Source organism: Blastomonas sp. 34TW (assembly GCF_059803595.1).
This window is the reverse complement of sequence record NZ_JAPFGW010000013.1, coordinates 67,257-88,985: the sequence shown is the minus strand read 5'-3', so window position 1 is coordinate 88,985 and position 21,729 is coordinate 67,257. Positions and strand designations below refer to the sequence as shown.

The window sequence follows — 21,729 nt, the reverse complement described above, 5'->3', positions numbered from 1 at the left end:
GACGACTCCTGTTGACGACGCGGTCAGCGCCGAATGTGAAAACCTTGCAAAATCATTTCGTTGATCTGGCCCTGACCGGCCAAGCGCTGCACCTGAAGGACATAGGTGTAGGTGCCGTCGGCAGGGATATCGTTGTCGACCCAGGTCCAGCTGCGGATATCGTTGCGCTGGGTCATGGTCAGCTCAGGGGTCCCTGCAAGAACCACGTCCGGGAAGCCTGAACGGTAGCGCACAATCCGCCAGGCCGAGCGGTCATTATCGCCGCCATTGCGAACGGAGCACATATTCCAGGTAATGATTGTGCGGCCACCCGCCGAGCAAGGCAGGATCAAAGTCGGGATATTCGACGCGCCGTTTGATCCGCTACCGGGCGAACCGCCTGCCTGGCCGGTATCGAAGGTGAGCCATGTCGCGGTGCCGAAGCTCGACATGGAACCGCCCGCGCTGGTCTGCCAGAAGCCAGAGTTCGAGATCGCATTCTGCCCGATCGCGGTGGACGTGATCGAGCCATTGACGAGCAGCGATCCATTGATCCGAACAGCGCCGTTGAGGACAATGTTGGTGCCGTCGATCGCGAAAACCTGCACTGCGCCCACGCCCGGTACCCAGATACGGAAGACGTTCGACACGATATCGATCGAGCCACGTCGACCATCGTTGTTAGCCACGATGCCGGTCACCAGACCGTTGACGTCCAGCTCAAATCCCCATCGCGCAAGAAGGCCGTTTATGCTCGCGCCGAACTGCGTAAGCGTGGCAGTCTGACCATCGACTGTGGTGGTGAGAGTGCTGACCAGACCAGCGAGAGCGCCGTCTGCATTAGCGCGCGCAATGGCCTCGTTGTTGATCGAAGCTGTGAGCGTGGTCACAGCAGACTCGCGTGCCTCGCGCTCCGCATTGATTGCTGCAATACGGGCGTTCTCTTCCGCTGTCAGCGCCGTGCCGCGCGCATTTGCCTCTGCCTGGATCGCGGCAATCCGAGCATTCGCTTCGGCGGTCAGTGCTGCTGCACGTGCTTGAGCCTCCGCCTGATCGCCCTGCAGACGCGCCAATTCCTCGGCGTCGAGCCGCCCGATCGCGTTGCCGAGATCACTTGTCAGCGAGTTGATTGCCCCGGTCCGTTCCGTGGCTTCGCTCGAGATGGCCTGCGCCCGTGTGGTCGCCTCGGCTGCGATCGCGTTGGTGCGCGCTGTGGCCTCTGCGCTGAGCGCTCCGGTGAAGCTGGCGTTGAGATTGGTGATCGATGTCGCCAGCGACTGGACGGCATTGGTTCTGGCGATCTGCTCATTGATGATCGAGGCATTTAGGCTCGCCACATCCGTTTCAAACTGCGATTCCAGCTGCTCCACTGATGCGACGATCGCCTCATCCGCTGTCACGCGCGCTTGCTGTTCGCTTATAAAACTGGCCTCATTGCCCGCTACTCGCGCGACCAGTGCCAGAATGCGCGTTGAAAGTGCCTCGACCTCGCTCACGATCTGCGCGGTGATCTCCTGTCGCGCGCCGGCAACAGCTCCGTTCAAATCGCGGCGGCTCTGATCGTTGTTGAGCAGCGCTGCGAGCAACAGATCGGCGAGGTCCGATGCCTGCCCCTCGACGACACGGCCTGCGGTGACCTGCTGGGCAAGGCCTGCAGCGATCAGGCCATCGGCAGCGGCGCGGGCCTGCTCCTCGGTTTCCACAGCAGCCGCCAGATTGCCGAGTTCGGTGTCGATATCTGCGCTCAGCGTGGCGATCGACGATGCAAGCGCCGCGTCACCATCGATCCGCGCCTGGTCAGCCGTTGCGAGGCTCGCCTGCAGCGTGCCGGTGGCCGTGGTCAGGCTGGTGGTCAATTGTGTGATCTGCAGGGCGAGTGCTGAGTCCGCAGATGCGCGGACCACACTCTCTGTCGCCAACGCCGCTTCGGCCGCGCCAACGCGCACCTGCAGCGCAAGGCGAAGCGCCGCCTCTGCCGCATCGCCGTCGACGATGCGCGCGGTAAGCTCCTGCCGCGCTGCAGCCAGTGCAGTGACCTGTTCCCGCTTTGCCTCATCACCGAGCAGCAGGGCACGCAGATCAGCCTCGGCGTTGCCTTCCTGGGCTATATCGATCAGGCGGATCGCCGACACGGCGTTGACGATCGAGGCGGAATCGCCGAACGCCGTCAATACCGTCTCTGCATTGGTGACACGCGTGGCCAGCAGGTCGAACGTGGTCGTATCGACTTTGGTGCTGATCGTGCCCTCGAGCGCGTCGATCGCTTCCTCAGCGGTCGTGACGCGGCCCGCCACAAGGCTCAGTTCGGTAACAGTCGCCAGCGTCGCCACCGTGGCGTTGAGGCCGTCGATATCGACCTCGGCGGCACCAAGGCGCAGGAAGATGTCGGTCAGTTCGGCAATCTGGCTGGGATCGATGACCGCCAGCGCAATCTGCTCATTGACGTAGCTGAAGCCCGCCTTGAGGTTGATGTTCGCCTCGGCGGCATTGAGCCGGATTTCCGCAGTGCTGACCCGTTCCCTGGTCTGCTCGATCGCGTGAATGCGGATCTGCCCCGTGGCGGCGTCAACATAGAAACCGGCATCGCGGAAGGTCGCACGGGTCGAGGAAGCCTCATCCAACGCCGTCGCCAGCGCGCGGGCCATCTGGTCGATGTCATCCTCGGCGCGGCGCATTGCTGCTTCGCTCACTGCGCCTAGAGCCGGTAGGGTGATCTGGCCAAGTTCGACGGGCGACGCGTCGGGCAGCGGGCGGTAGGTCAGGCGACCAGCGGGTTCCAACTCGATCTCGCTGTTGAGCAGATCGCCCGGGTTGCGAACGTTGCCGTTCTCGTCCTTGATATTGCCTGCCCCACCGCTGCCCGGTGTAGGGATGACAGCGCCATTGGTTGCGCCTGGTTCAGCTGGCCGCAGATCCTCCCCCAAAACACCATCGTCATAGCGGAGGCTCTCGGCGATCTCGCTCTCGCTGTGGCGGCGGTTATTCGCCCGGAAACCGACGCGGCGGCGGTAGTGCGGCGCATAGGCCCGTTCACGCCCAATGAACTGACCTTGCAACACCGCTGCACCACCATTTTCGAATGTCCAGGGAAGCAGGCGGATGACACCTTCGGGTGCAGCAACCCACATCAGGGAAGATCCCAGCGCCAGGCGATCGATCAGCTGCGCGCCTGTGGTCGTTTCTTCGCCGAGATGAATGCCGGCTGCTGCGGGACGAAGAGCCGTAGCTGCGATCCTGTCGGCCACGGGCGGTCCGGAGAAGTTGGCAGAGATGGCATCGATCAACGCGGCAGCAGCCATAACACCGCCAGTGCCCGGCGTTCCCACGAAGTCAGCCGTCAACGGCCCGCTTGGCTCCGTCCACCATTTTGCACAGGCGATCGAGGGGGCAACTACACCTCCGCCTTGGACGGGCGTGCTGGCTTGCAGCGCGGCAAAGGTCGCCGCGATGCTGCCTTGCCAGGCCAGCACCGTGAACGGCCCGCTACGCCCCTTGTCGCGCAAGGCAGACCAGCTGGAGAACGGAAATGCCGGATCGCCGAATTCATAGATGCTGTTGGCCGGATCGAGCAGCCGACCTTCGACATTGAAGACAAAGCCCCAGCTGCGCCGCTTGGTCCGCCCCTCAGCCTCTTCGCCGCCTTCGATGCCGCCATTACCTGCAAAGCGTGTGGTGCAGACCGGTTTGTCGAGTCGGGTCGAGAGGTCCGCAATCGTGAGGGTGAAAACCCCGTCGGCAATCGAATCTCCGACGACCGTACCTGTAAACAGCCGGGGAAAGACGTCGGCATCCTCGGGTCCGGCGTCGATCGTGATTGCGGCATCTTTCCAGAAATAGCCTGCCAGGCTTTCGAAGACCTGGGCCTCGCCAGGTGCAATCTGGATGCGGCTGGCTTGCGGGACGGTCTGCCCGGTAAACCCGTCTTTCCCGAAACCTATCCGGGCTGCAAAGCGGGGAGCAGCAACGAGCCCCGCCTTGTAATGCTGCCCATTCTCCTCGCGATAATAGCTGCGCTCGCGCGCCCCACCGGCAAAACGCAGCGTCACCAGGCCCGCTGAAGCCGGATCGCGAGGACGAAGCTCGACCCAATGCACCCGGCTCATTTTAGGTTCACCGATCGCGCAATCGCGCCCAGGTCGATACCGGCGTTGCCGCCACCGCCACCCGCAATGTTCAGTCCGTCGAGCGTGAGCAGGTTGCGGATGCCAGCATTGATCTCGGCCAGGATGTCGTTCTGCTCGTTGCTGAGCTGGTTGGCCGTCGCCAGCTGCCGGTTGGTCTCTGCAGCCGCTTCCTGAGTTCCGCGGATCCGGTCATTTTCGATCTGGATGATCCGCTCGGCGCTGGCGATCGCCTGCGCGCGATCGGAGGCGTATTCGCTGCCGGCAGTGCCATAGGCATCGCGCGACAGCTGGATCAGGCGACGATTGAGGTCGGCCAGGCGATCGGCGGCACCATCGATGCCCTTGGCGGCATCGGCCTCGGCCTTGCTGATCTCCTCGAGCAAGCGCTGGCGACGCTCGGACAAGGTGCCCTCGGCCAGGTCGCCGAACACCAGGTCGTTGAGCAAGTCCTGCAATGCGCCGACGCGGTCCTCCAGGATGCTCTCGATCAGCTTGGACCGTTCCTCGGCGTTGATCCGCTCGATCTCGAGAATGTCGAAGCCATAGTCGCGCGCGATGCGCAGGCGCTCGTCAGCCTGGCGATCGAAGTCGCGCACTTCCTTCCGGATCTTCCCGCCGATGCCGTCGAGCAGCTCCTCGACGTCGCGGACCTTGAGCGCTTCCTTGATCGCCTTGTCGACATCAGGGTTGGAGTTGAGCGCCTTCTGGATAGCCGCTGACAGGCCCTTGATCGCTCCGTCGCTGATCGCATCGCGCAGTGCGAACGCAACCGCCGCTTCCTCGTCCTGGCCGAAATCGACCGCGCCGCGCTTCGTCTTGGTCTTACCCGAACCGGTGGTGTCGACCCGGAAATTCTTGCCCCGCTGGCCGATTGAAACAGCAAAGCTGCCGATCTCGGCGTCGAACTCCTCAGCGATCTGGCGCAGGCGCTGCTGTACGCTGCCTGCCAGGCCGAGCGATGCCTGGATGCGTTGCTGGTCGTTTCCGCGCGAAGTCGCGTCGCCGTCAACGCTGGTGATGGTCGCGGATCCGCGCTTGGTCGGCTTCAGCGCCTGGCCAATCAGACCACCGGCGATTGAGCCGATGATGTCGCCGCCGGGAATGCCGGTCGCGGCACCAAGCGCGCCACCAAGGGTCGATCCGGTCTTGGAGTTGCCGATACCCAGCGCATCCATGATCTGGGAATTGCGATACCCGGCCACTGCGCCGTCAAAGGCTCCGCCGAGCGTCTTGGTGAGGCTCTCAGGCAGGCCCTTGACCTCCTTAAGCGCACCCAGCGCCGCACCGACGGGGCCAGCCTGGACGTAACCTGAAAGTGCGCCCGAAAGCACACCCTGCAACCCAGCGAAGAACTTGACGCCGAGCGTGCTGTCGAGCGATTTGGCAATGCCGCCGATCATCCGATCGATCAGCTTGTCGAAATACTCCTGGGCGGTCGGGTCCGTGATCGGATTCCGGCTTTCTGCTTGCACAATGATCGTGCCGTCAGGTGCAACCGGGCTGGCAGGCGCATCGCTGGCACCCGCAACAACAAGGCCAGGATTGGCAATGCGATAGGCGGCCTGCGCGATCTTGTCGGCAGCATCGTCCATTACATTGGCCAGGCGCACGCTGGCGACACCCGGCTTCTCAAGATCCTGCGCCAGGCGCTCGCTCTGGGCCTTCAGGCCGACGCGACCGTTCAGGAAATCCTGCATCTCCCGCTCGATCGGGCCGAAAATCTCCTCGGTGATGATCCGGCTCTGCAGGCGGCGGAAACTGGTCTGCAGGTTGTCGAGGAAATCGCCGACATTGCCACCGGACAGCAGATCCTCGAGCGCCCCGCGCGCATCGTCGATCGTGGTGAGATAGATCGAGAGCTTGCGGTTGCGCTCCTCGATCAGGATGTTGATCTCACGCTCGGCCTCGACTTGCGCGAGGATGGCTTCGCGCTGCTCGACCGTCATTGCGCCGTTGCGTTCTTCGTACTGCTGGATCCGTTGCAGCGCCTCGGCTTCGGCCTCGCGGCCCTGCAGGACCAGCATCATCTGCTCGAGCTGGCGATCGCCAGCATCTTCCATCTCGCGGAACGGGCGCAACAGCGCATCCTCGACCGCGCCGCGTGCGTCCTTGATCGCGGAGGTCAGCTCCTTGACCTTGTCGGGCTGATCCCTCAGCCGCTTTTCGACGTCCTTCTGGATGTCGTCCAGCTCACGGCTCGCCTTTGCAGCCTGGTCGAGCAGACGCGGCTGTTCGTTGAACTGCTCGTTGATCCGCTGGACCCGTTCCTCGGCGGCGTCCGTAAAATCGAGCAGGCGCTGCGCCTCGCGCGCGGCCTTGTCGCCCGAGGTGTCCTTCCGTCCCTTGGGAGGGTCGCGGCGCAGACCGGCTGCAAGGCCTTTTCCGTCCAGCGCATCCAGCATCTGCTGGCCGACAAGCTGATCCTGCTGCGCGATCGCAAGGTTCAGGCCGCGCTCGACGACATCGATCGCATCTTCGCCACCGAGGCGACCGGCCTTGTCGAGGCGGTCAATTTCCTTGCGGAACTCGGTTGCTGCAATTCTGCCCTTGATCAGATCCTCAGTCAGCTGCCGGACAGGCCTGGTCGAGCTTTCGAACTCCGCGCGACGACGGTCGTTAGCGCCGAACAGCGTGAACAGCCCGGGACGGCCAACGTCCTCTAAAGATTCCCTGGCCTCCCGCTCGGCTTTGCGCCCCTCGACAATCTGCTTTTGCGCCAACAGCCGGATCTGCTCGCGCAGGACGACGTTCTGCGAGCTGATCTCACCGGTGGTGAGGTTCATCACCTTCGCGAGCTGCGACTGCGCCGACGCATAGGCATCGTTCGCCTGGGTCGCGCCGGTGGCAGCGTCCTCGTTGTCCCACAACGTCTGTGCCAGCAGCCCGCCGATAGTGACCGCGCCGAGGATCGCCGCGCCCCATGGCCCGGACAGGAACGTCATGAACCGCGTGAACTTGGTTTGCTGCGCCCCAACGCCTTCGCCCATCAGCGCAAAGGCGCTGGTCACCTGGCCGCCCTGCTGGGCAAGGATGACCAGCGGATTGATGCCCAGCGCGAACTGCTGGAACACGTCCTGGACCTGGAAGCCAAGCTGCTGATAGGCGGCGCGCTGTCGGCCAGCGGCAGCGGTATTGGCGAGCTTGGCTTGGGTGTCGTCCTCGGTAAGCTCGGCGTTCTGGCGGGTGGCAAGGCCCGCCCGCTGGATGGCCTCAGCAGTACGGTCGTATTCAGCGCCAATGTTCCGAGCGAGAACCAGGGCTTCCTCGCGCCCAACCATACCCTGGCGCTCGAGTGCGTTCAGCTCGGCCAAAGCAGCCTGGGCACGGTTTTGAGCTGTGGTCAGAGGGTCATATTGCTGGACCAGACCAGCCAACGACTGCTGCAGCGCTCGCCGGCTTTCAACCACCTGGCTCTGCGCTGCAGCCTCGGTGCGCGCTGCCTCAGCCGCATCGCGCTGCGCAGCGGACATGGTATTGGTCGCAGCCGTCAGCGCCGCCGCGCCGGTGGCGGCTTCGCGATTGGCATCGCCGACCTGTTTGACCGCCTCAGAAGCCTGGCGCAGATCCGCCTGGGCGCTGCCCTTGTCGACCTCGATCCGGGCGCGAACGACGAGGGTCATCGTGCGGCCTTCCGGGCGATCTGGTCGAGCGCGGCCTGTTCCATCATGCGCAGGTCCAGAAACCGCACAGGATCGAGCGCGATGCCCAGCATCTGCGCGGTCGGCGGGATCACGCCATAATCAAGGCCCAGGCACATGCCGGTCATCGCGTGCCGCCGCCATTGCGTGCCGAGCGCGAGGAAGAGCTGCGCTGTGTCAGCTTCATCGGGCAGGAGCTGGATTTCATCCGTCTCTTCCTTGCGCTTCATCCAGGCGGGCAGCTTGGCATTGGCGGTCGCCGCATCGTCGGCCAGCACAGCGCCACCGCGACCGCCCGCCCAGCGCGCCGCCAGCGCCTTCAGTTTCCCGCGCGCGTCGCCTTTTCGCCCAGCGAGCAGCTGCGATAGGCTTCCAGCACGGCCATGAATGCGCCGGGTACTTTCATGGCTTCGATGAGATTGGTGCGGCAGAAGGGCAGCGGCTCCTTTTCTCCCTCCACGGCGACGTCCTTCCAGTCGGTTGCGAGCTGCATCACGAAATCGGCATAGGACTCTGACAGCAGCGGTTTGTCCGCCGTGTCGCCGGGGGCCATCGCAGGAGCGCTCGAGAGCAGCTCACGATTGCCGTCGACGTCGCGGACGCGGAACTTCAGGCTGAAGCTCTGCTCTTCCACATCGCCGTCATCGGCGGGAATGGCGACCGTCACGGGCCACCAGACCAGGCGTTCCTTGACTAGCTTGAACATCCTACGTCTCCTGTTGCTTCGCTGTGGGGTTTGGGGGTGAGCAGCGGACCACTCACCCCCGTGCGACCCGATCTGGCTGGTCGCCTTGGGCTCGGGGGGTTATTTCGCGGTGATGACCAGGTCGTCGGCTCCGCCATCCGTGGTGAACAACAGGTCCATGTTGAACATCAGGATGTCGTCCTCGGCGGACTCGGTGATGTTGGTCACCTGGACCTTGGTGGCGCTCAGCTCGATGATGTTGCCGGCAACGGTCCCATGGGTCAGCGTGATCGGGATCAGCGCGCCGCTTTCCAGCGAGGCAAGATAATCCTTGGTCGCCGACGATGGCGCTTCGATCATTAGCCTGCCGGTGGTGTTGTGGTTACCCCGGCGCACATAGCGCGCGCCGATGAGGTTGCGCAGGTTGACCGCGACGCCGGCATCGATCGTGAGCGAGCGGGTGACCGCCGCAAAGCCATCGAGCATCAGGATCGTATTGGCGTTGTTGACCTCGAGCGGTTCCTGCCAGTCCGTAAAGTCCGCTCCGACCGGCGCGGCGACGACGCGCGCGCTGGCGGCAGGCACCAGGCCGGTGAACTGCAGATTGGCAAACGGCACCTGGCCCGCCGTGAAATCCAGCGAATAGGTGCCGCGCGCGCCAATCATCTTGCGCTGCTGATTGTCGACCCAGCTGTATTCGCTGAGCGAACCGGGCGCAGCGCCTGCTGCCGCGAACTTCTGGGTCGCAGACGTGGTGGCGACCAGCGTCGGCGCGGCCATGCCGCAAGCCGCGAGCAGCTTCATCCAGGGCGCGGCAGTGCCTGCAACGCCCGAGCCTGCCAGCTCCACCTCATAGGAGGAGCGCATGCGCTTGTTGGTCGGCTTGCCAGGCGTCGCACCATAGGCCCGGTTGTCCAGGTTGCGCTGCAGCTGGTCGACCTCGACCGGCACGATCGAATAGTTGCGGGTGACGATGGCGTCATCGGCCAGGGTCGGCGTGCTGTCGGTGCCATAGGTCGTCTCGGCCTTGGCTGCGATGACGCGGCGGACATCAACCATAAATCTTCTCCATCACCTCGGCGGCACGCTCGCCGTCGCGAAAATCCCACTCGCCCGGCTCCAGCGCGGGGTCGGGCACTTGCATCTGCGCCAGAACCGCTGCACGCGCCGGGCCGTTGACAGGCAGACCGAACCGGTCCAGTTCCAGGCCATATGCATTGCGAACCGGGTTGCTCGTGGGGGTGAGCCCACTCACAGGTTCCCGCGCTGCATCGCCTTCGGTTTTCTCATTTCCCGTCGCGGCGGGGGCCTCCTGCGGCACGGGCTTGGCGGTGGCGGCGGCGATGGCTTTTGCATCATCGGCAGGCTTTCTCGGGCCTTTCATCAGATCTTCCTTTCGGTGCGGGATGTTCGGAACTGGACAGCCCAGGCGATAACCTGGCCGTCGGAAAGCAGCAGCGCGCCGCCATCATAATGGCACTCGCCATTGGCCTCGGGATGCTTCCATCCCAGCAGCGCGCCGGTGATTGCATCGGCATGCGTCTTCAGATCTTCGCGGACCTTGTCCTGGTTGCGCGCCTGGGCTGACAGAACGACCACAACCTGAAAGCGGACATCGACCCGCTGGTGGATCGTGCTGGTCCTCTCATTCTGGCTGGCCGTTTCGCGGGTCGGGATCACGTACCAGGCGGGCAACACCGTCGGCGCGCTGCGCAGCGAGGCGAACTCGATCGCGCCGTCGACGTGCTTGGCGAGGCGCAGCGGCTTGAGCCGGTCGACAATGGGCTGCAGTGCGATCATGCCTCGCCCCCTGCATCGGCGTTGAAGGCCGCTTTCAGATGATCGGTCAGGATTTCGACGGCGTTGGCCTTGTCGCTCTCTGACGCGCCGATGTATTGGCGCTTGGGGATCACGATCTGGGCGAACACACCAAAGGGGGTGCGCAGGCCGCCCGCCGTGCGAGGCCGGATCGTCGCACCCTCGTTATGGACGCGGGCATAGATCGCTGGTCCACCCGTGGCCTGGACACCGACCTCGGCGAAGTCAGGACCAAAGTCGTTGTCGAGCTGGTTGCGCAAATCGCCGCGATCGACCAGCAATGGCTTGGTGTTGTTCGGGTCGCGTCGCGGCTTCCAGGGAATGCCTGCCGGGTCAAACTGCAACACAAAGCGCGTGCGCGTCGCCTCTAGCCAGTCGACCGAGATCTCGGCCATCGGCGCACTCAGGTCGCCAACCGCTTCGACTGCGCGTTGCAAAGCCGGCGTCAGCTGATCAAACAGGTTGATCCCAACGCCGCTCATCGCACATAGCTCTTGAGCCGGTCAGGATAGACCGGGCTACCCGGCGCGACCAGCACGGGGTCCGAGCTGGTCGATGGGGCCATGGCAATGCCCAGCTTGATCTTGCCGCTGCCGATAGCCTCCAGATTGCGCATCGCGATCTTCTGCGCGTCCTCGACATTCTTCGGCAGCTCGCGGCGATACAGCCGGGCATGCGCAATATCGGCGATCGCCATCTCGACCAGCTGCGGCACGCTGGGCAGTGGCAGCGTATATCGATCGGCCAGATAGGCCTCGGCCTGTGCCTGGGCGTCGGCCAGCGCACCGATCAGCATCTTGCGATCGATGCGCCCGTCGCCGGCATCGGTGAGCAGGATGATCTCCTCCAGGCCAAACCGGTCGACAAAGGCCTCGATCGACAGCATCGGCGCGCCGCCGCCCGGCATCGTCCAGCTGCCGTCAAGCACGGCCAGCTCGATCTGCGTATCGCGGTCGCCGCCAACGGTGCCGAGCAGCGCGGTGATGAGATACAGCTCACCATCGCTGCCGCCGCCGATCGTCAGGCTGGCGCGGCCAGCAGCTAGCGTGTCGTCCAGGTCGAGCGCCGCTGCGCCGCTGACCAGCCCGCGCGCCTCGCTGGAGACGCTGATTACACTGAGGGCAGGCCCCAGATCCTCGACCAGCGTTTCCTGCGGGCTCTTGAGGCGGCGGATCACCATCAGCCAGCCTTTGCGGTTTCGGCCATGACGATGAATGCGGCAACCTGGTCCGCATCGTTGCGATCGACGCTGTCAGCCAGAAGCTGCTGGACGTCCGGCTTCTTGGTTGCGGTGCCCAGATCGAGCTTTGCAGCTTGCGCGAGCGCCTTCAGCTGCTTCACGCTCAGCGGGACAAGCGCGGCATCAATCGGGTCGGAACCATCGGTGGCAACCGCGCCTTCGGGTGCCAGCTCGAGCGCGCCGAGTGCGACTAGCTCGATCGCATCGTTTTCGTCCAGCTCGATGACGGAGCCGGGCAGATCTTCGCTTTTGGGTTCGCGGCCCAGCAGGCGCGTCAAGACGGTGTAGAGAGGCATGGGTTTCTCCGGCAGATCGGGAGGGGAAAGAACGCAAGGGGCGGGTGAACAGGGAACCCGCCCCTCACGCCAGGCTGCATCAAAGGATCAGAATGCGGCCTGGAACAGGAAGCCGGCGTCGGCGCCGACCAGCTCGGCCGAGAACTCGTCGAGGACGGCGTTCTTCCAGCTGCGGATGTCGCCGTCCCATTCGACCGCCTCGACCAGCGGGTGATTGGCCAGCTGATAGGTATAGCCGTAGCTGGGCAGCGGCATGGCCCGCATGCCTTCGGGCGGCACATAGGCCAGAATGGCATCGCCGCCCCAGACATCCACGGTGGTGACATCGTCGGTGTCGTAGATCGCGTCGCCAGACACGACGGTCTCGATGTCGAAATAGGACTGCAGCATTGCAATGCTGATCGAAGAGCTGTTCGTAAACTTGAAATGGTCGAGCAGCTTGGGGTGCTTCTGCAGCGAGCTCGTGACCGCACCGCCCAGCACCAGCGTGTTAGGACGACGACCGATGCGCTTGCGGATGGTTTCCTTGGCGTCGAACACCTGGGTCTTCGGGTCGCTGTCCGGATCCGACCACTTGCTGTCGCCGGTGAGCGCGATCTTGTTGGTCGAGGCATAGCTGGCCGCATTGCGCGCAACCTGAGCCTGCTGGATTTCCTTTTCCAGCGCGATCACGGCCAGGACCGTATCCACACCGGTCTGCTGCAGGTTGATGCCCGGAATTGCGCCAGCTTCTTCCTGGTGCTCGATCGGGATCACGCTCGCCAGCGCCTCCTGATGCAGGTTGACCGGCTTGCCTTCGAAGCCGAATTCGAGCCGGGCGATCTGCGAGCCGGGCGCGCGCCGCGTGCGGCGACGGCGGAAGCTCGAGCGGTCGAACTCGATCCGCTTGGCTGCGCGGGTCGGCATGCTAACCTGGGGAAAGAGGAAGCGACCGATCATCTCGGCATTGACGTAGCCGCGCGCGTGATTGGTCAGGATGGGATCGACAACGCGCGCCTGGGCAGCGTTCATCTGTTGGCCGACAGTCATGAAATGGGTCTCCGATAAGCTGGGATTGCGCCTGGTGTGAAAGGTTCAGCTGGCGGGCAGCGCGCGCCTGCCAGCTGGGGGTTCGGGTTTACGGGGTGAGCAGCATCTCGATGATCTTGCCGTCGCCGGATGCCGCCTCGATCGCGTAGCCGAGGATCTCGCCGGCGCCGCCCTGGGCAATGGCCTTGCCGCTAGCATCGGACTTGATCGGCCCGCCGACAGCGATCGCGCCACCGGCCTCGACCTTGGTGGTGCCCAGCACGTTGACCGCGACCGCGTCGCCGGTCGCGGCGGCATATTGCGTGACGCCCGCTGCCTTCGCGCCCGCGCCAGGCACGGCACCGGCGAACGTGGTGAAGCGATTGGCGGAGAGCGCGGCGGCTGCGTTCAGCGACAGCGTCAGGATCGGGGTACTCTGCATAAGGGTTTCCTTCAGATTGAAACGAGGTTGAATGCGGCCTGCGCGCCGCTCAGGGCGCGCAGCGCCGCAGCGGCATCAGGCTTCCGCCTGGCGAACGGCGTCCATCCAGGCCATGTCGGGCTTTTCGGCCTGGATCGCCTTGGCACGGGCAAAGAGCTCGGCCTGGCCGGGATCGACCGAATAACCGGGAGGCGCAGCGAAATTGGCCACCTTGACCTTGGGGTCGCCGCCCTTCGGGGCCAGCTCGGCAAAGCTGACCAGCGGCTTTGCGCCGCCCAGCAGCTTCTTGAGCGCCGCAGCGGGCGGCATCCTGTCCGCATCGGCCTCGCCAAAGCTCACCGGCTCCACCTTCTCGCCCAGCTGGTCGAGCACGCCGACGAGCAGGCTCTTGCCTGCCGGGGCCAGCGTGCCCTTGGACACCATGTCTTCGGCAAAGCTGACATGGTCGGCATGACGGGCATCTGCAGCGGCCTTGGCGGCAGCTTCTTCGCGCGCCTTGATGGCGGCCTCGCGTTCGTCCAGCGCGCGCTGGCGCTCGGCGAAATCGGCGGTCTGGTCGTCGGTTTTGGTCGTCACGGTGGACTTCTCCTGGCTGTGTTCGGGTTCGGGGGTTTCGTGCAGAGCAAAGCTGACCAGGCCATCAGTGCCGCCCTCGGCGAGCGACACGGTGCCCAGGCCCTTCAGGGCCGGCGCAGCAGCGCCGAGAAAGCCGATATGCTTGAGGTACCAGCTGCCGGGCTTGGGATTGCCGTGGTGCGTCGGGGGGTAGAACGAGGCGCTGACCTTGCGGTACCGCCCGGCGTTCACCGCCTCGGCAAACTCGGGCTCGACCTTGTCGACCTCGGCGATCAGCTCATCGCCCTGCAGGCGCAGGCCGGTGGCCCAGCCATAGGCGGGGTGGTCGATCGCGGGGTGACCGATCACCAGCGGCGCGGGATCGCCCTCGGCGTCATAAGCGGCAGCGGCCTGGACCAGGTCGTCACGCGAAAAGCTGTGGCGGCTCCCGTCCACCGACGTGAAGCTGCCTGGCTTGAAGATGCGGATGGTACCCGCGCCGCTGCTGAAGGAAATTGCCTGATCCATGGACCAGGGCTTAGGCCGTGTTGGAAAGCGCCGTCGGTGTGAGCTGGCTCACCGGGTCGCAAATCGGTCAGACAGCTATTGTCTGGCCCGGATCAGGCGAAAAGGCAAGCGCGATGCTCGGGGCCGTCTCTCCTGGTCGGACTTCCACAGGAGACGAAAAATGGCTTTTGACACGATAGCTTATGTCGGCCCCGCCAAGTCGACGGTCAGCCTTCCTTACGATGGCGTAAAGGTGCAGGCCCGCCACGTTATCCGCAAGAACGGAGGCAAGGTCCGCTACATCAACATCCAGATCGGCGCTGGCCTGGCGAAGAAGCTGGCGATGCACCGCGATCTTCACGAGATGCAGGTGCAGCTCAGCCGCGACAACGATGCCGGCAAGGTCGCGCTCATGCTGGACACCAAGGGCAACTTCGTCGCCAGAAAGGCGAAAAAGGCGGGCAGTTACACGCTCACGATCAACGAACTCAGCGCCACCGGAAAGTTCGCATTGGAGTTCGACGCCTTCACCAGGGACAATGTCGAGGTGCTGAAAATGCAGAGTGGCGCAAGTTTCTGCGCGTTCCTGGCAACTGCCGGCATGCTCGCTGTGGAGGGCTGAACCATGGGCGATGCAAATTCGGACGATGGCGCAATCGCAGACTTGCAGGCTCGGGTTGCGAGAATTCCCGACGAGCTCAAAGCAACAATACCGGAAGGCACCTCACTCGTCATGTCGCCGCAGATCCTGCTGACGCGCATCCACAAAGCGACGACAATTCTCACGGGGAGCCTTGTTCCAGGCGTTGCGATCACCCTGTTCAACGCACTCCAGAACCAGCCAACGATCGCGCAAGGGGTGTTGATGGCCGCGTTCACCAGCCTCCTCGCCCTCTCTCTTGGTACTTTGGCGTTGCTCCGCGACCAGCGCCGCAACATTGATTTGGTAAGGCGGCTAATCCGTGACCAAAGCTCCTCCGCTTATGGTGACACCCTGCGCGCCGCGAGCGCCAATGCTGACCAGGCGATTAGGCATGCCATGATCGACTCCGGCGAATTGGACGCCCGAGTCAAAGCCGATCTTGAGTTGGCGGAGTCCATTGCCAGCCTCGCGGCCACCAGCCCTGCGCCGCTAGAAGACGGACGCGAGGCAAAGATCGCAGAGGCTAAAGCAGAGATCGCTGAGCGTTTGCGTCAAAGTGAACTGGCTGAACGGCAGTTTGCTACCTCATTGCATCAATCAGTTTTGCGGTGCTCCGGGCATAACCAAATACTTCAGCCAGCTGCTCTTCGCGGTTACGCTGAACCAATTCTAGCCCTGTTTGGCCTGGCTGTGTATTTTTTATGGCTTCAAAAAGTGAAGCCTCGTGGAAACAGATAATTTCATCCGCGCGTCCGAGTGGATCATTTGCGAAACGCGCCAGCTCAGCAATGAGCGAGCCAGCAATGTGATTTAGACAGCGAACCCTTTCTCGCAAAAGGGGCACCTCATCAGCCAGTACTTTTACAAGATCTAGCTGCTGGTGAAGCGCATGTTCAAGCCTGGCAACGGACTTTTTGAGCGCGGCAATTTCCTGTTCGTGGTCCATCGTCCTGTCCTTTCGTGAGCGAGTCGTACCCCGCTTATGATAGGACTTCGCAGCACCAGCCGACACTAGTTAGGGTCAATAGCCACGGACGACCCCGAATATGCCGATGGGCAGCCTGTCCATGCATGGTGGCGGGCTTTAGGGTGTCGAGGGTGCGGACGGGGTGTCGATCGCGCTCCACGGGGCTTAAATTGGCTCCGACATCTGGACCATGCCTGGATCGATCACGTCGGTCCAACGGGCCGCGAAGTTTCGATCGAAGCCCGCCGGTATCAGCGATCTCCAATCTTCCCGCAAATCGGCCGTGACGGCATATCCGCGCCGGCTGACGGCCGAAAGGCTCACCTGCTCGACCAATCCGACATTCGTCACATGATTGGGCGGGAAGCATGCAGACCAGAACTCATGCTCGATGGGTAGTGTAACACCGTGCAGCATTGCCACGCCGGTCTGTGCAGACAGGTGATCATCCGCCCTCAGCCTCAGGAGCGGGAACAAATCGGACTGCCGCTGGTATCGCCGCCAACGACTGCCTGCCAGCCACAGCCGATTTGCGGTAGCAGCTAGGTAGCCGATCGGCCCAGCTCGATGATCCTTGGAAAACGCGTATTCAACGCTGGCCGTTACCGCCGGGTCGGTAAACGGCACGCCATAGAAATGCGCAAATCGCCAGGCCAGCGCCGAACGCAGGCTAGGCAATGGCCGTGGTGGAGCGGGCTCAATTACGATGTCACACCAATTGTCTGGCATCACGAACGCGTAGTGCGTCTCGCTCCACTCCTGCGGATCGCGACTGTAGAACAGCCACATGAAGGCCATGTACCAAGCGTCGATGGGCGTTTTCCAAGCATACCGGTCTCGAACAGATTCGAGTGCGGGGTCATAGCCCCCCTCCCAGACCAACCTTCGCTCAGAAATTGCTTCGCGCCAATCAGAGGGAAGCTCATCGAGCGACGCAGGGAAGCTCACACGAAGTTACCGGTCAGAAGCACCTTGCCGATAACGGCAAAATCCCTTGGGTCGCCATCGCCTGCCAAATCGATTTCTATGGGCTTCATTGCCGGGTTCTGGCTAATCAACGTCACGCAATTTTTGTTGCGCCACTCCAGTCGCTTCACCTGCAAAGCATCATCGAGCCGGACGACATAAACGCCGGGCGACATACCCTTGCGGTTGACGTCCATCAGCACCCAAGCGCCATCGGCAATCAATGGCTCCATGCTGACACCTCGTACCTGTATCAGCTTGAGACCGTCGATCTGCCCAAACTGTTTCCGTAGCCAATGGGCCGGGAAAGGAGCGGCATCGCCCGTCATCTCGAAAGGCTCGATCACCGACCCTGGCCCAGCTGATGCCGCCAGGTCTTTAACAGCAGGAATAGGGATCACTTCCGAGTCTTCGGCTAATTCTGCGCTAAACGCTGGCTCTTTGCCCGTCAGCAACCAATCGACACTGACATTCAAAGCGCGCGCAATCCCAACCGCTGCACCAGCCTTGGCGATCCCACGGGCGATGTAGTCGCTGACAGTGCTCTCCGGAATCTCTGCACGTTCAGCCAGCCACTTTCGCGGCCGTCCGTTCAACGCGGCCACAATGCGCGCGCCAACCCCATCAGCCGGATTTAGCTGTTGACCTCTCCGACTTTTCGGATTATCCGAATTTTCGGCTTTTACTTCGGAAAACACCGCATGCCCCTCACGATGCACCCGGAAGACACCAAGGCGGCTCTACGAAAGCGGTTCGGTACCGTTTCTGCGTTTGAGCGTGCTGCAGGAATTCCCAGCAAGTCAGTAAGCGACGTACTGCGGGGGCGGAAAAGCGCGCGGGTATCCAAGGCGATCGAAGGCGCTCTTGCGGACGAAAGCCGCGTGGAATCGAAGCGAGGTGGCGCTGCATGAGTGTCACCTACCACAAAGCGTACCTAGATCGCACCGTTTTTGTTCCATCTCGGAATGAGACAGAGCTGAACCGCACTCCCGCGATGGATGGCTTCAGAATCTGCTCCGGTCGTCGAGCCAGCAATGGCAACGTCCATTGGCGCTTGATCTGGCCAGACTTCGCATGCTTCCTCGGCGTGGCAGACAGTGAAATCAGGAAACACGCGCCGTACGATCGGCCAGCTGCGCTAGCTGAGGCAGCGGCGGCGAAAGGTTATGATCCTCTCTGCGTCAAGGCTTTGGGAGGCTCATCAACCAAGATGACGCTGGCGCTGCGCTCCGCCGTGGCGCTCGGTTTTGACCCGATTTATCTGTGGCCAGCAACCGCCAGCAAATGGCCGACGCATTATCAACGGATCGCCAGCGATAATGCTCAACCATCGAGCACTCCGCCTTCTGGGTTGTCATGGCTTGACCGGGTCGGTGAAACCTCTGCTAACAACCGCCCAGCCTCGGCAGCAGTGATCTCGCTTACAGATGCCATCGCTTCCGCAGAGAGCTTCACCGTCGCCGTCGACTGCCTCCCCGTCGGCAAAGACATCCGCAACCGCCTCCAGGCTCATGTGCGCGCGCATATCGAGCTGCTGCGCCGGATCGGGGGCGACCCCGCATGAAGGCCCGGACGCACCTCACTGCACAGCAGATCGCGGACCTCAAACTTGAGGGTCTTCCAAGCTCTGCCTATCGCATCCGCGAGCGCGCCTTGGCGGAAGGCTGGGACTATCTCGAGCGTCCGGCGACCTTGGGCGGTCGGCATTTCTCGATCGCCGCGCTGCCTGAAGCGGCGCGCGCAGATCTGCTGGCGCGCGAAGCAGCCAAGCGATCGGACACGCCCCGCGCTGCCAATGAGAACCGGCGCGGTCGCGGTCGGCCCAGCTGGTGGGATGAGCATCCCGAGGTGGCATCGGCGGTCGAGGCCTATCTGTGCCAGCGCAAGCTGTCATCGACCGTGATCCTGGACGCGTTGAAAGCCGATTTCACCGAGCTTCCAACGGGCCGCACGCTGCGCCGGTTCATCAAGGACTTCGAGCAGCGCCGCACCGCGCTGATCGCCTCGTTCCGCAACCCTGACCAGTTCAAGGGAAAGCACCGCGTCTCAATCGGCAACATGTCGGCCACGGTCACCGCTGCGCACCAGGTCTGGGAAATCGACACCACGCCTGCCGACGTGATGACCACCGATGGCCGCAAGGCCGTGCTGGGCCTGATTGACCGCTTCTCGCGCCGCGTCCGTTTCATGGTCTGCGATTCCGAAAGCGCGCAGAGCGTCCGCAACCTGCTGATCGGCACGATCCGCGCCTGGGGCGTGATGCCCGAGGCGATCATCACCGACCAGGGCAGCGGCTTCATCAACCGATCGATCGTCAGCGCCCTCGAAATTCTGGGCATCGAGCATCGCCCGTGCCCGCCCGCCAGCCCGGAGCGCAAACCGTTCATCGAGCGCGTCTTCGGCACCTTCACCCGCCAGCGAGCCGAAATCTATCCCGGCTTCATCGGTCACAATGTCGCCGAGGCCCAAGCCCTGCGCGCCCGCGCCCGCAAGGAAACGGGCCGCGCCGTGATCGAGGCTGGCATGTCCGCCGCCGAGCTGCAGGCAGCGATCGATGCCTGGACCGATGGCGTCTACCATCTGAACGTCCACAGCTCGCTCAAGATGACGCCGATGGCGAAATGGCAAAGCTCGCCTGCCAGCGCTGCTGCCGCGCCGAGCGAGGATGTCCTGCGGATCGCGCTCTCGGCAGAGGTCGGCCCGCGCATGGTCGGCAAGCGCGGCATTCAGTGGAAGAGCGGTCGCTACTGGTGTGCAGCGCTGGCGGGCTATGTGGGCCAGACTGTGCTGGTCCGCCGCGACGAAGACGACCTCGGCGCGCTGTTCGTTTTCGACGAAGACAGCCGGTTCATCGACATCGCCGTCAATTACGAGCGCGCCGGCCTCAGCGAACAGGAATTCGCGCGCCAGGCCCGCCTGCATCAGGACCAATGGATGAAGATCCAGCGCGCCGAGATGCGCGGAAGGATGCGTCGCTACAGCCTGGAGCGGGCCGCGCAGGACATCATGCGCGCCGATGCCGAGGCTGCAGGCAAGGTCACTTCGCTGCCGATGCCCACGCATCGTCACAGCACGCCCGCGATCGACAGCATCACATCTCCGCCCGCGCCATCAACTGCCCGCGCTCCGCGCCCGGCGATCGTCAGCCAACCCAGCCCGCTTGCCCAGCTGACCACTGCCGAGAAGGTCGCACGGGCCGACGCCGTCCTGGGCGCGGCACAGCGCGGCGAACAGGTCGACGAAGCCGCTCTGCGCGCAGCCCGCGCCTACGCAGCATCGACCGAATACCAGGTCGAAAAAATCATGATCGCCGAATTCGAGCCGCGCCCCTCGCGCGCGTCCACCGACACCCCAGGCCCCGACCGCATGTCGGGCCAGGCCAGCTGACCACAAGAACAGGAGGAACCGACCATGACCCACAGCAGCGCAGTTTCCAGCGCCAATACAGGAGGAGGTGATAGTCACCTCCAGCTGATACCGGGGGCGGCAGCGCCTATCGTCGGCGGACAGGCCCAGCTCACCAATATGGGCCTGGCGCTCCGCACGATCATGGACTGCATGGCGGGCAATCGGGACTCGCCGCGGCTCGGGCTGCTTTACGGCTATTCCGGCTATGGCAAGTCGGTCGGCGCGGCCTTTGCCGCCGCGCGCACCAATGCCAGCTATGTCTGCGCCAAATCGGTCTGGACCCAGCGCACGCTGCTGGAGGCGATTGCAACCTCGCTCGGCATCGTGAAGCTGGCACGCACCGCGCCTGCGATCCTCGACCAGATCATCGAGCAGCTGACCATCCATCCGCGCCCGCTGGTCATCGATGAGATGGACTTCCTCGTGAAGCGCCAGTCGGTCGAGATCATCCGCGATATTCACGACGCGACCGCGATCGCCATCATGATGATCGGCGAGGAGGCGCTGCCCTCAAAGCTGAAGGAGTGGGAGCGGTTCGACAACCGGATCCGGGTGATGACGGCAGCGCAGCCTGCGACCCAGCAGGATGCGCTGAAGCTTCGTGACCATTACTGCCGCCGCGTCCGCGTCAGCGATGACCTCGCCCTGCGGTTCCTGGAGGCCTGCAAGGGCTGCACCCGCCGCATCGTCAACAACCTCAACGAGGCCGAGCGTGAAGCGCTGGCCTCCGGCCACGACCATGCGGACCTGGCATGGTGGGGCAATCGCCCGATCATGACTGGCGATGTCCAGGCCCGCCGCATCCAGGGAGCATACGCATGAACTTCATCACGCCCCGGCTGCTCAACCCTCAGCGTGCGCCCGATCCTGCGGCCTGCCTCTGGAGCCACCTTCGCCACGCGGCAGAGCCGCTTTCCATCACCGACCTGGTGCGCCGCACCGACATCGATGTTGCGATCGTCGCACGGCAACTGCGCGCCTGGAAGAAGGACGGGCTGATCGTCTCGGTCGAACGGACAGGACTTTTCAAAATGGCCAAGATTGCCGCCGCGCAGGACGCGCCGCCGACCATCCGCGACGCGAAGAAGCTGCCCGTCCGCTTCACGCCCAGGTCGATGCGCCAGCGCATCTGGACGGCGATCCGGGTGCTCAAGACTTTCGATCTGCCGATGCTGCTGATCGCCGCCGAGGCGACCGAAAAAACGACTGTGGCCTATCTCGCGCAGCTGGTGCGAGCGGGGTTCCTCGAGCGCCTCGACCAGCCCGGCGAGCCGCACCGCCGCTACCGGATCGTTCTCGATACCGGGCCGCATCATCCCTCGATCGGAAGGGCGACCATCAACGGCCAGCCCCACACCCGCCTGCTCGACCACAATTCCGGAGCAGAGCTGCATATGCCGATCGCCGCCCGCCGCAAGCCTGCCGCCCCTTTTTTTGACCAGGAGCGTTAACC

22 protein-coding genes are annotated in these 21,729 nt (G+C 63.6%); 7 read left to right on the top strand and 15 right to left on the bottom strand.

The features are described from left to right. Positions 1-23 precede the first annotated feature (23 nt). From OPU69_RS16080 to OPU69_RS16020, 13 genes are all read right to left on the bottom strand, one after another. Complete coding sequence (locus tag OPU69_RS16080) at positions 24-4,082, bottom strand: hypothetical protein (RefSeq protein WP_498512426.1); 4,059 nt, start codon at positions 4,080-4,082, stop codon at positions 24-26. Then, complete coding sequence (locus OPU69_RS16075) at positions 4,079-7,723, bottom strand: hypothetical protein (protein WP_498512424.1); 3,645 nt, start codon at positions 7,721-7,723, stop codon at positions 4,079-4,081. The genes OPU69_RS16080 and OPU69_RS16075 overlap by 4 nt, the downstream gene beginning before the upstream one ends. Continuing rightward, positions 7,720-8,019, bottom strand: a complete 300-nt coding sequence (locus OPU69_RS16070) for a DUF1799 domain-containing protein (protein WP_498512422.1) — start codon at positions 8,017-8,019, stop codon at positions 7,720-7,722. Before OPU69_RS16070 ends, OPU69_RS16075 begins: the two co-directional genes overlap by 4 nt. Positions 8,020-8,060: 41 nt before the next feature. Next, a complete protein-coding gene (locus OPU69_RS16065) occupies positions 8,061-8,447 on the bottom strand; it encodes a hypothetical protein (protein WP_498512420.1) in 387 nt (128 codons plus the stop codon). A 99-nt stretch (positions 8,448-8,546) separates the two neighbouring features. Continuing rightward, positions 8,547-9,485, bottom strand: a complete 939-nt coding sequence (locus tag OPU69_RS16060) for a phage tail tube protein (RefSeq protein WP_498512418.1) — start codon at positions 9,483-9,485, stop codon at positions 8,547-8,549. Continuing rightward, entirely contained in the window at positions 9,478-9,810 is a 333-nt protein-coding gene (locus OPU69_RS16055) for a hypothetical protein (RefSeq protein WP_498512416.1), read from the bottom strand. The genes OPU69_RS16060 and OPU69_RS16055 overlap by 8 nt, the downstream gene beginning before the upstream one ends. Beyond that, positions 9,810-10,226 carry a phage tail terminator protein gene (locus OPU69_RS16050; RefSeq protein WP_498512415.1) on the bottom strand — a complete coding sequence of 139 codons (417 nt, stop codon included), beginning with the start codon at positions 10,224-10,226 and terminating at the stop codon, positions 9,810-9,812. The genes OPU69_RS16055 and OPU69_RS16050 overlap by 1 nt, the downstream gene beginning before the upstream one ends. Beyond that, positions 10,223-10,726: a phage virion morphogenesis protein gene (locus OPU69_RS16045; protein WP_498512413.1), complete on the bottom strand. Its 504-nt coding sequence runs from the start codon at positions 10,724-10,726 to the stop codon at positions 10,223-10,225. The genes OPU69_RS16050 and OPU69_RS16045 overlap by 4 nt, the downstream gene beginning before the upstream one ends. Further along, positions 10,723-11,424, bottom strand: coding sequence for a phage protein Gp36 family protein (locus tag OPU69_RS16040; RefSeq protein ID WP_498512411.1), 702 nt, complete (start codon positions 11,422-11,424; stop codon positions 10,723-10,725). The genes OPU69_RS16045 and OPU69_RS16040 overlap by 4 nt, the downstream gene beginning before the upstream one ends. Beyond that, positions 11,424-11,780, bottom strand: a complete 357-nt coding sequence (locus OPU69_RS16035; protein ID WP_498512409.1) for a hypothetical protein — start codon at positions 11,778-11,780, stop codon at positions 11,424-11,426. The genes OPU69_RS16040 and OPU69_RS16035 overlap by 1 nt, the downstream gene beginning before the upstream one ends. 87 nt (positions 11,781-11,867) lie before the next feature. Beyond that, positions 11,868-12,809, bottom strand: a complete 942-nt coding sequence (locus tag OPU69_RS16030) for a hypothetical protein (protein WP_498512407.1) — start codon at positions 12,807-12,809, stop codon at positions 11,868-11,870. A gap of 88 nt (positions 12,810-12,897) precedes the next feature. Continuing rightward, entirely contained in the window at positions 12,898-13,230 is a 333-nt protein-coding gene (locus OPU69_RS16025) for a DUF2190 family protein (protein ID WP_498512405.1), read from the bottom strand. Positions 13,231-13,305: 75 nt separating this feature from the next. Next, entirely contained in the window at positions 13,306-14,313 is a 1,008-nt protein-coding gene (locus OPU69_RS16020; protein WP_498512403.1) for a hypothetical protein, read from the bottom strand. 160 nt (positions 14,314-14,473) lie between these two features. On the opposite strand from OPU69_RS16020, the gene OPU69_RS16015 reads away from it, so the two are divergent. Beyond that, the gene (locus tag OPU69_RS16015; RefSeq protein WP_498512401.1) at positions 14,474-14,914 is read left to right on the top strand and encodes a hypothetical protein; all 441 of its coding nucleotides are present in this window, start codon (positions 14,474-14,476) and stop codon (positions 14,912-14,914) included. A gap of 3 nt (positions 14,915-14,917) precedes the next feature. Beyond that, complete coding sequence (locus OPU69_RS16010) at positions 14,918-15,673, top strand: hypothetical protein (protein WP_498512399.1); 756 nt, start codon at positions 14,918-14,920, stop codon at positions 15,671-15,673. A gap of 394 nt (positions 15,674-16,067) precedes the next feature. Here the strand turns inward: OPU69_RS16010 and OPU69_RS16005 are convergent, their stop codons facing one another. Both OPU69_RS16005 and OPU69_RS16000 read right to left on the bottom strand, forming a co-directional pair. Next, positions 16,068-16,691: a putative phage head morphogenesis protein gene (locus tag OPU69_RS16005; RefSeq protein ID WP_498512397.1), complete on the bottom strand. Its 624-nt coding sequence runs from the start codon at positions 16,689-16,691 to the stop codon at positions 16,068-16,070. 155 nt (positions 16,692-16,846) lie between these two features. After that, on the bottom strand, positions 16,847-17,566 hold the full coding sequence (locus OPU69_RS16000) for a LexA family transcriptional regulator (RefSeq protein ID WP_498512395.1): 720 nt from the start codon (positions 17,564-17,566) through the stop codon (positions 16,847-16,849). Between the two features lie 3 nt (positions 17,567-17,569). On the opposite strand from OPU69_RS16000, the gene OPU69_RS15995 reads away from it, so the two are divergent. Genes OPU69_RS15995 through OPU69_RS15975 form a run of 5 tightly spaced genes read left to right on the top strand, consistent with a single transcriptional unit; the run spans position 17,570 to position 21,727 of the window. Continuing rightward, positions 17,570-17,779: a helix-turn-helix domain-containing protein gene (locus OPU69_RS15995; protein ID WP_498512393.1), complete on the top strand. Its 210-nt coding sequence runs from the start codon at positions 17,570-17,572 to the stop codon at positions 17,777-17,779. Continuing rightward, a complete protein-coding gene (locus tag OPU69_RS15990; protein WP_498512391.1) occupies positions 17,776-18,432 on the top strand; it encodes a hypothetical protein in 657 nt (218 codons plus the stop codon). The genes OPU69_RS15995 and OPU69_RS15990 overlap by 4 nt, the downstream gene beginning before the upstream one ends. Further along, positions 18,429-20,255 (top strand): DDE-type integrase/transposase/recombinase, encoded by a 1,827-nt coding sequence (locus OPU69_RS15985; RefSeq protein WP_498512389.1) that lies wholly within the window; start codon positions 18,429-18,431, stop codon positions 20,253-20,255. Before OPU69_RS15990 ends, OPU69_RS15985 begins: the two co-directional genes overlap by 4 nt. A 24-nt stretch (positions 20,256-20,279) precedes the next feature. Then, positions 20,280-21,098, top strand: coding sequence for an AAA family ATPase (locus OPU69_RS15980; RefSeq protein ID WP_498512387.1), 819 nt, complete (start codon positions 20,280-20,282; stop codon positions 21,096-21,098). Beyond that, positions 21,095-21,727, top strand: coding sequence for a hypothetical protein (locus tag OPU69_RS15975; RefSeq protein WP_498512385.1), 633 nt, complete (start codon positions 21,095-21,097; stop codon positions 21,725-21,727). The genes OPU69_RS15980 and OPU69_RS15975 overlap by 4 nt, the downstream gene beginning before the upstream one ends. The last annotated feature ends 2 nt before the right edge of the window (positions 21,728-21,729 follow it).

What these genes read in the sequence shown, in the direction of transcription:
- OPU69_RS16055 (WP_498512416.1), bottom strand. Translation starts at nt 9,810, where the DNA reads ATGAAAGGCCCGAGAAAGCCTGCCGATGATGCAAAAGCCATCGCCGCC.
- OPU69_RS15980 (WP_498512387.1), top strand. Translation starts at nt 20,280, where the DNA reads ATGACCCACAGCAGCGCAGTTTCCAGCGCCAATACAGGAGGAGGTGAT.
- OPU69_RS16075 (WP_498512424.1), bottom strand. Translation starts at nt 7,723, where the DNA reads ATGACCCTCGTCGTTCGCGCCCGGATCGAGGTCGACAAGGGCAGCGCC.
- OPU69_RS16040 (WP_498512411.1), bottom strand. Translation starts at nt 11,424, where the DNA reads ATGGTGATCCGCCGCCTCAAGAGCCCGCAGGAAACGCTGGTCGAGGAT.
- OPU69_RS16025 (WP_498512405.1), bottom strand. Translation starts at nt 13,230, where the DNA reads ATGCAGAGTACCCCGATCCTGACGCTGTCGCTGAACGCAGCCGCCGCG.
- OPU69_RS16080 (WP_498512426.1), bottom strand. Translation starts at nt 4,082, where the DNA reads ATGAGCCGGGTGCATTGGGTCGAGCTTCGTCCTCGCGATCCGGCTTCA.
- OPU69_RS16030 (WP_498512407.1), bottom strand. Translation starts at nt 12,809, where the DNA reads ATGACTGTCGGCCAACAGATGAACGCTGCCCAGGCGCGCGTTGTCGAT.
- OPU69_RS15995 (WP_498512393.1), top strand. Translation starts at nt 17,570, where the DNA reads ATGCCCCTCACGATGCACCCGGAAGACACCAAGGCGGCTCTACGAAAG.
- OPU69_RS16050 (WP_498512415.1), bottom strand. Translation starts at nt 10,226, where the DNA reads ATGATCGCACTGCAGCCCATTGTCGACCGGCTCAAGCCGCTGCGCCTC.
- OPU69_RS16020 (WP_498512403.1), bottom strand. Translation starts at nt 14,313, where the DNA reads ATGGATCAGGCAATTTCCTTCAGCAGCGGCGCGGGTACCATCCGCATC.
- OPU69_RS16065 (WP_498512420.1), bottom strand. Translation starts at nt 8,447, where the DNA reads ATGTTCAAGCTAGTCAAGGAACGCCTGGTCTGGTGGCCCGTGACGGTC.
- OPU69_RS16015 (WP_498512401.1), top strand. Translation starts at nt 14,474, where the DNA reads ATGGCTTTTGACACGATAGCTTATGTCGGCCCCGCCAAGTCGACGGTC.
- OPU69_RS16060 (WP_498512418.1), bottom strand. Translation starts at nt 9,485, where the DNA reads ATGGTTGATGTCCGCCGCGTCATCGCAGCCAAGGCCGAGACGACCTAT.
- OPU69_RS16045 (WP_498512413.1), bottom strand. Translation starts at nt 10,726, where the DNA reads ATGAGCGGCGTTGGGATCAACCTGTTTGATCAGCTGACGCCGGCTTTG.
- OPU69_RS16010 (WP_498512399.1), top strand. Translation starts at nt 14,918, where the DNA reads ATGGGCGATGCAAATTCGGACGATGGCGCAATCGCAGACTTGCAGGCT.
- OPU69_RS15975 (WP_498512385.1), top strand. Translation starts at nt 21,095, where the DNA reads ATGAACTTCATCACGCCCCGGCTGCTCAACCCTCAGCGTGCGCCCGAT.
- OPU69_RS15985 (WP_498512389.1), top strand. Translation starts at nt 18,429, where the DNA reads ATGAAGGCCCGGACGCACCTCACTGCACAGCAGATCGCGGACCTCAAA.
- OPU69_RS16035 (WP_498512409.1), bottom strand. Translation starts at nt 11,780, where the DNA reads ATGCCTCTCTACACCGTCTTGACGCGCCTGCTGGGCCGCGAACCCAAA.
- OPU69_RS15990 (WP_498512391.1), top strand. Translation starts at nt 17,776, where the DNA reads ATGAGTGTCACCTACCACAAAGCGTACCTAGATCGCACCGTTTTTGTT.
- OPU69_RS16005 (WP_498512397.1), bottom strand. Translation starts at nt 16,691, where the DNA reads ATGTGGCTGTTCTACAGTCGCGATCCGCAGGAGTGGAGCGAGACGCAC.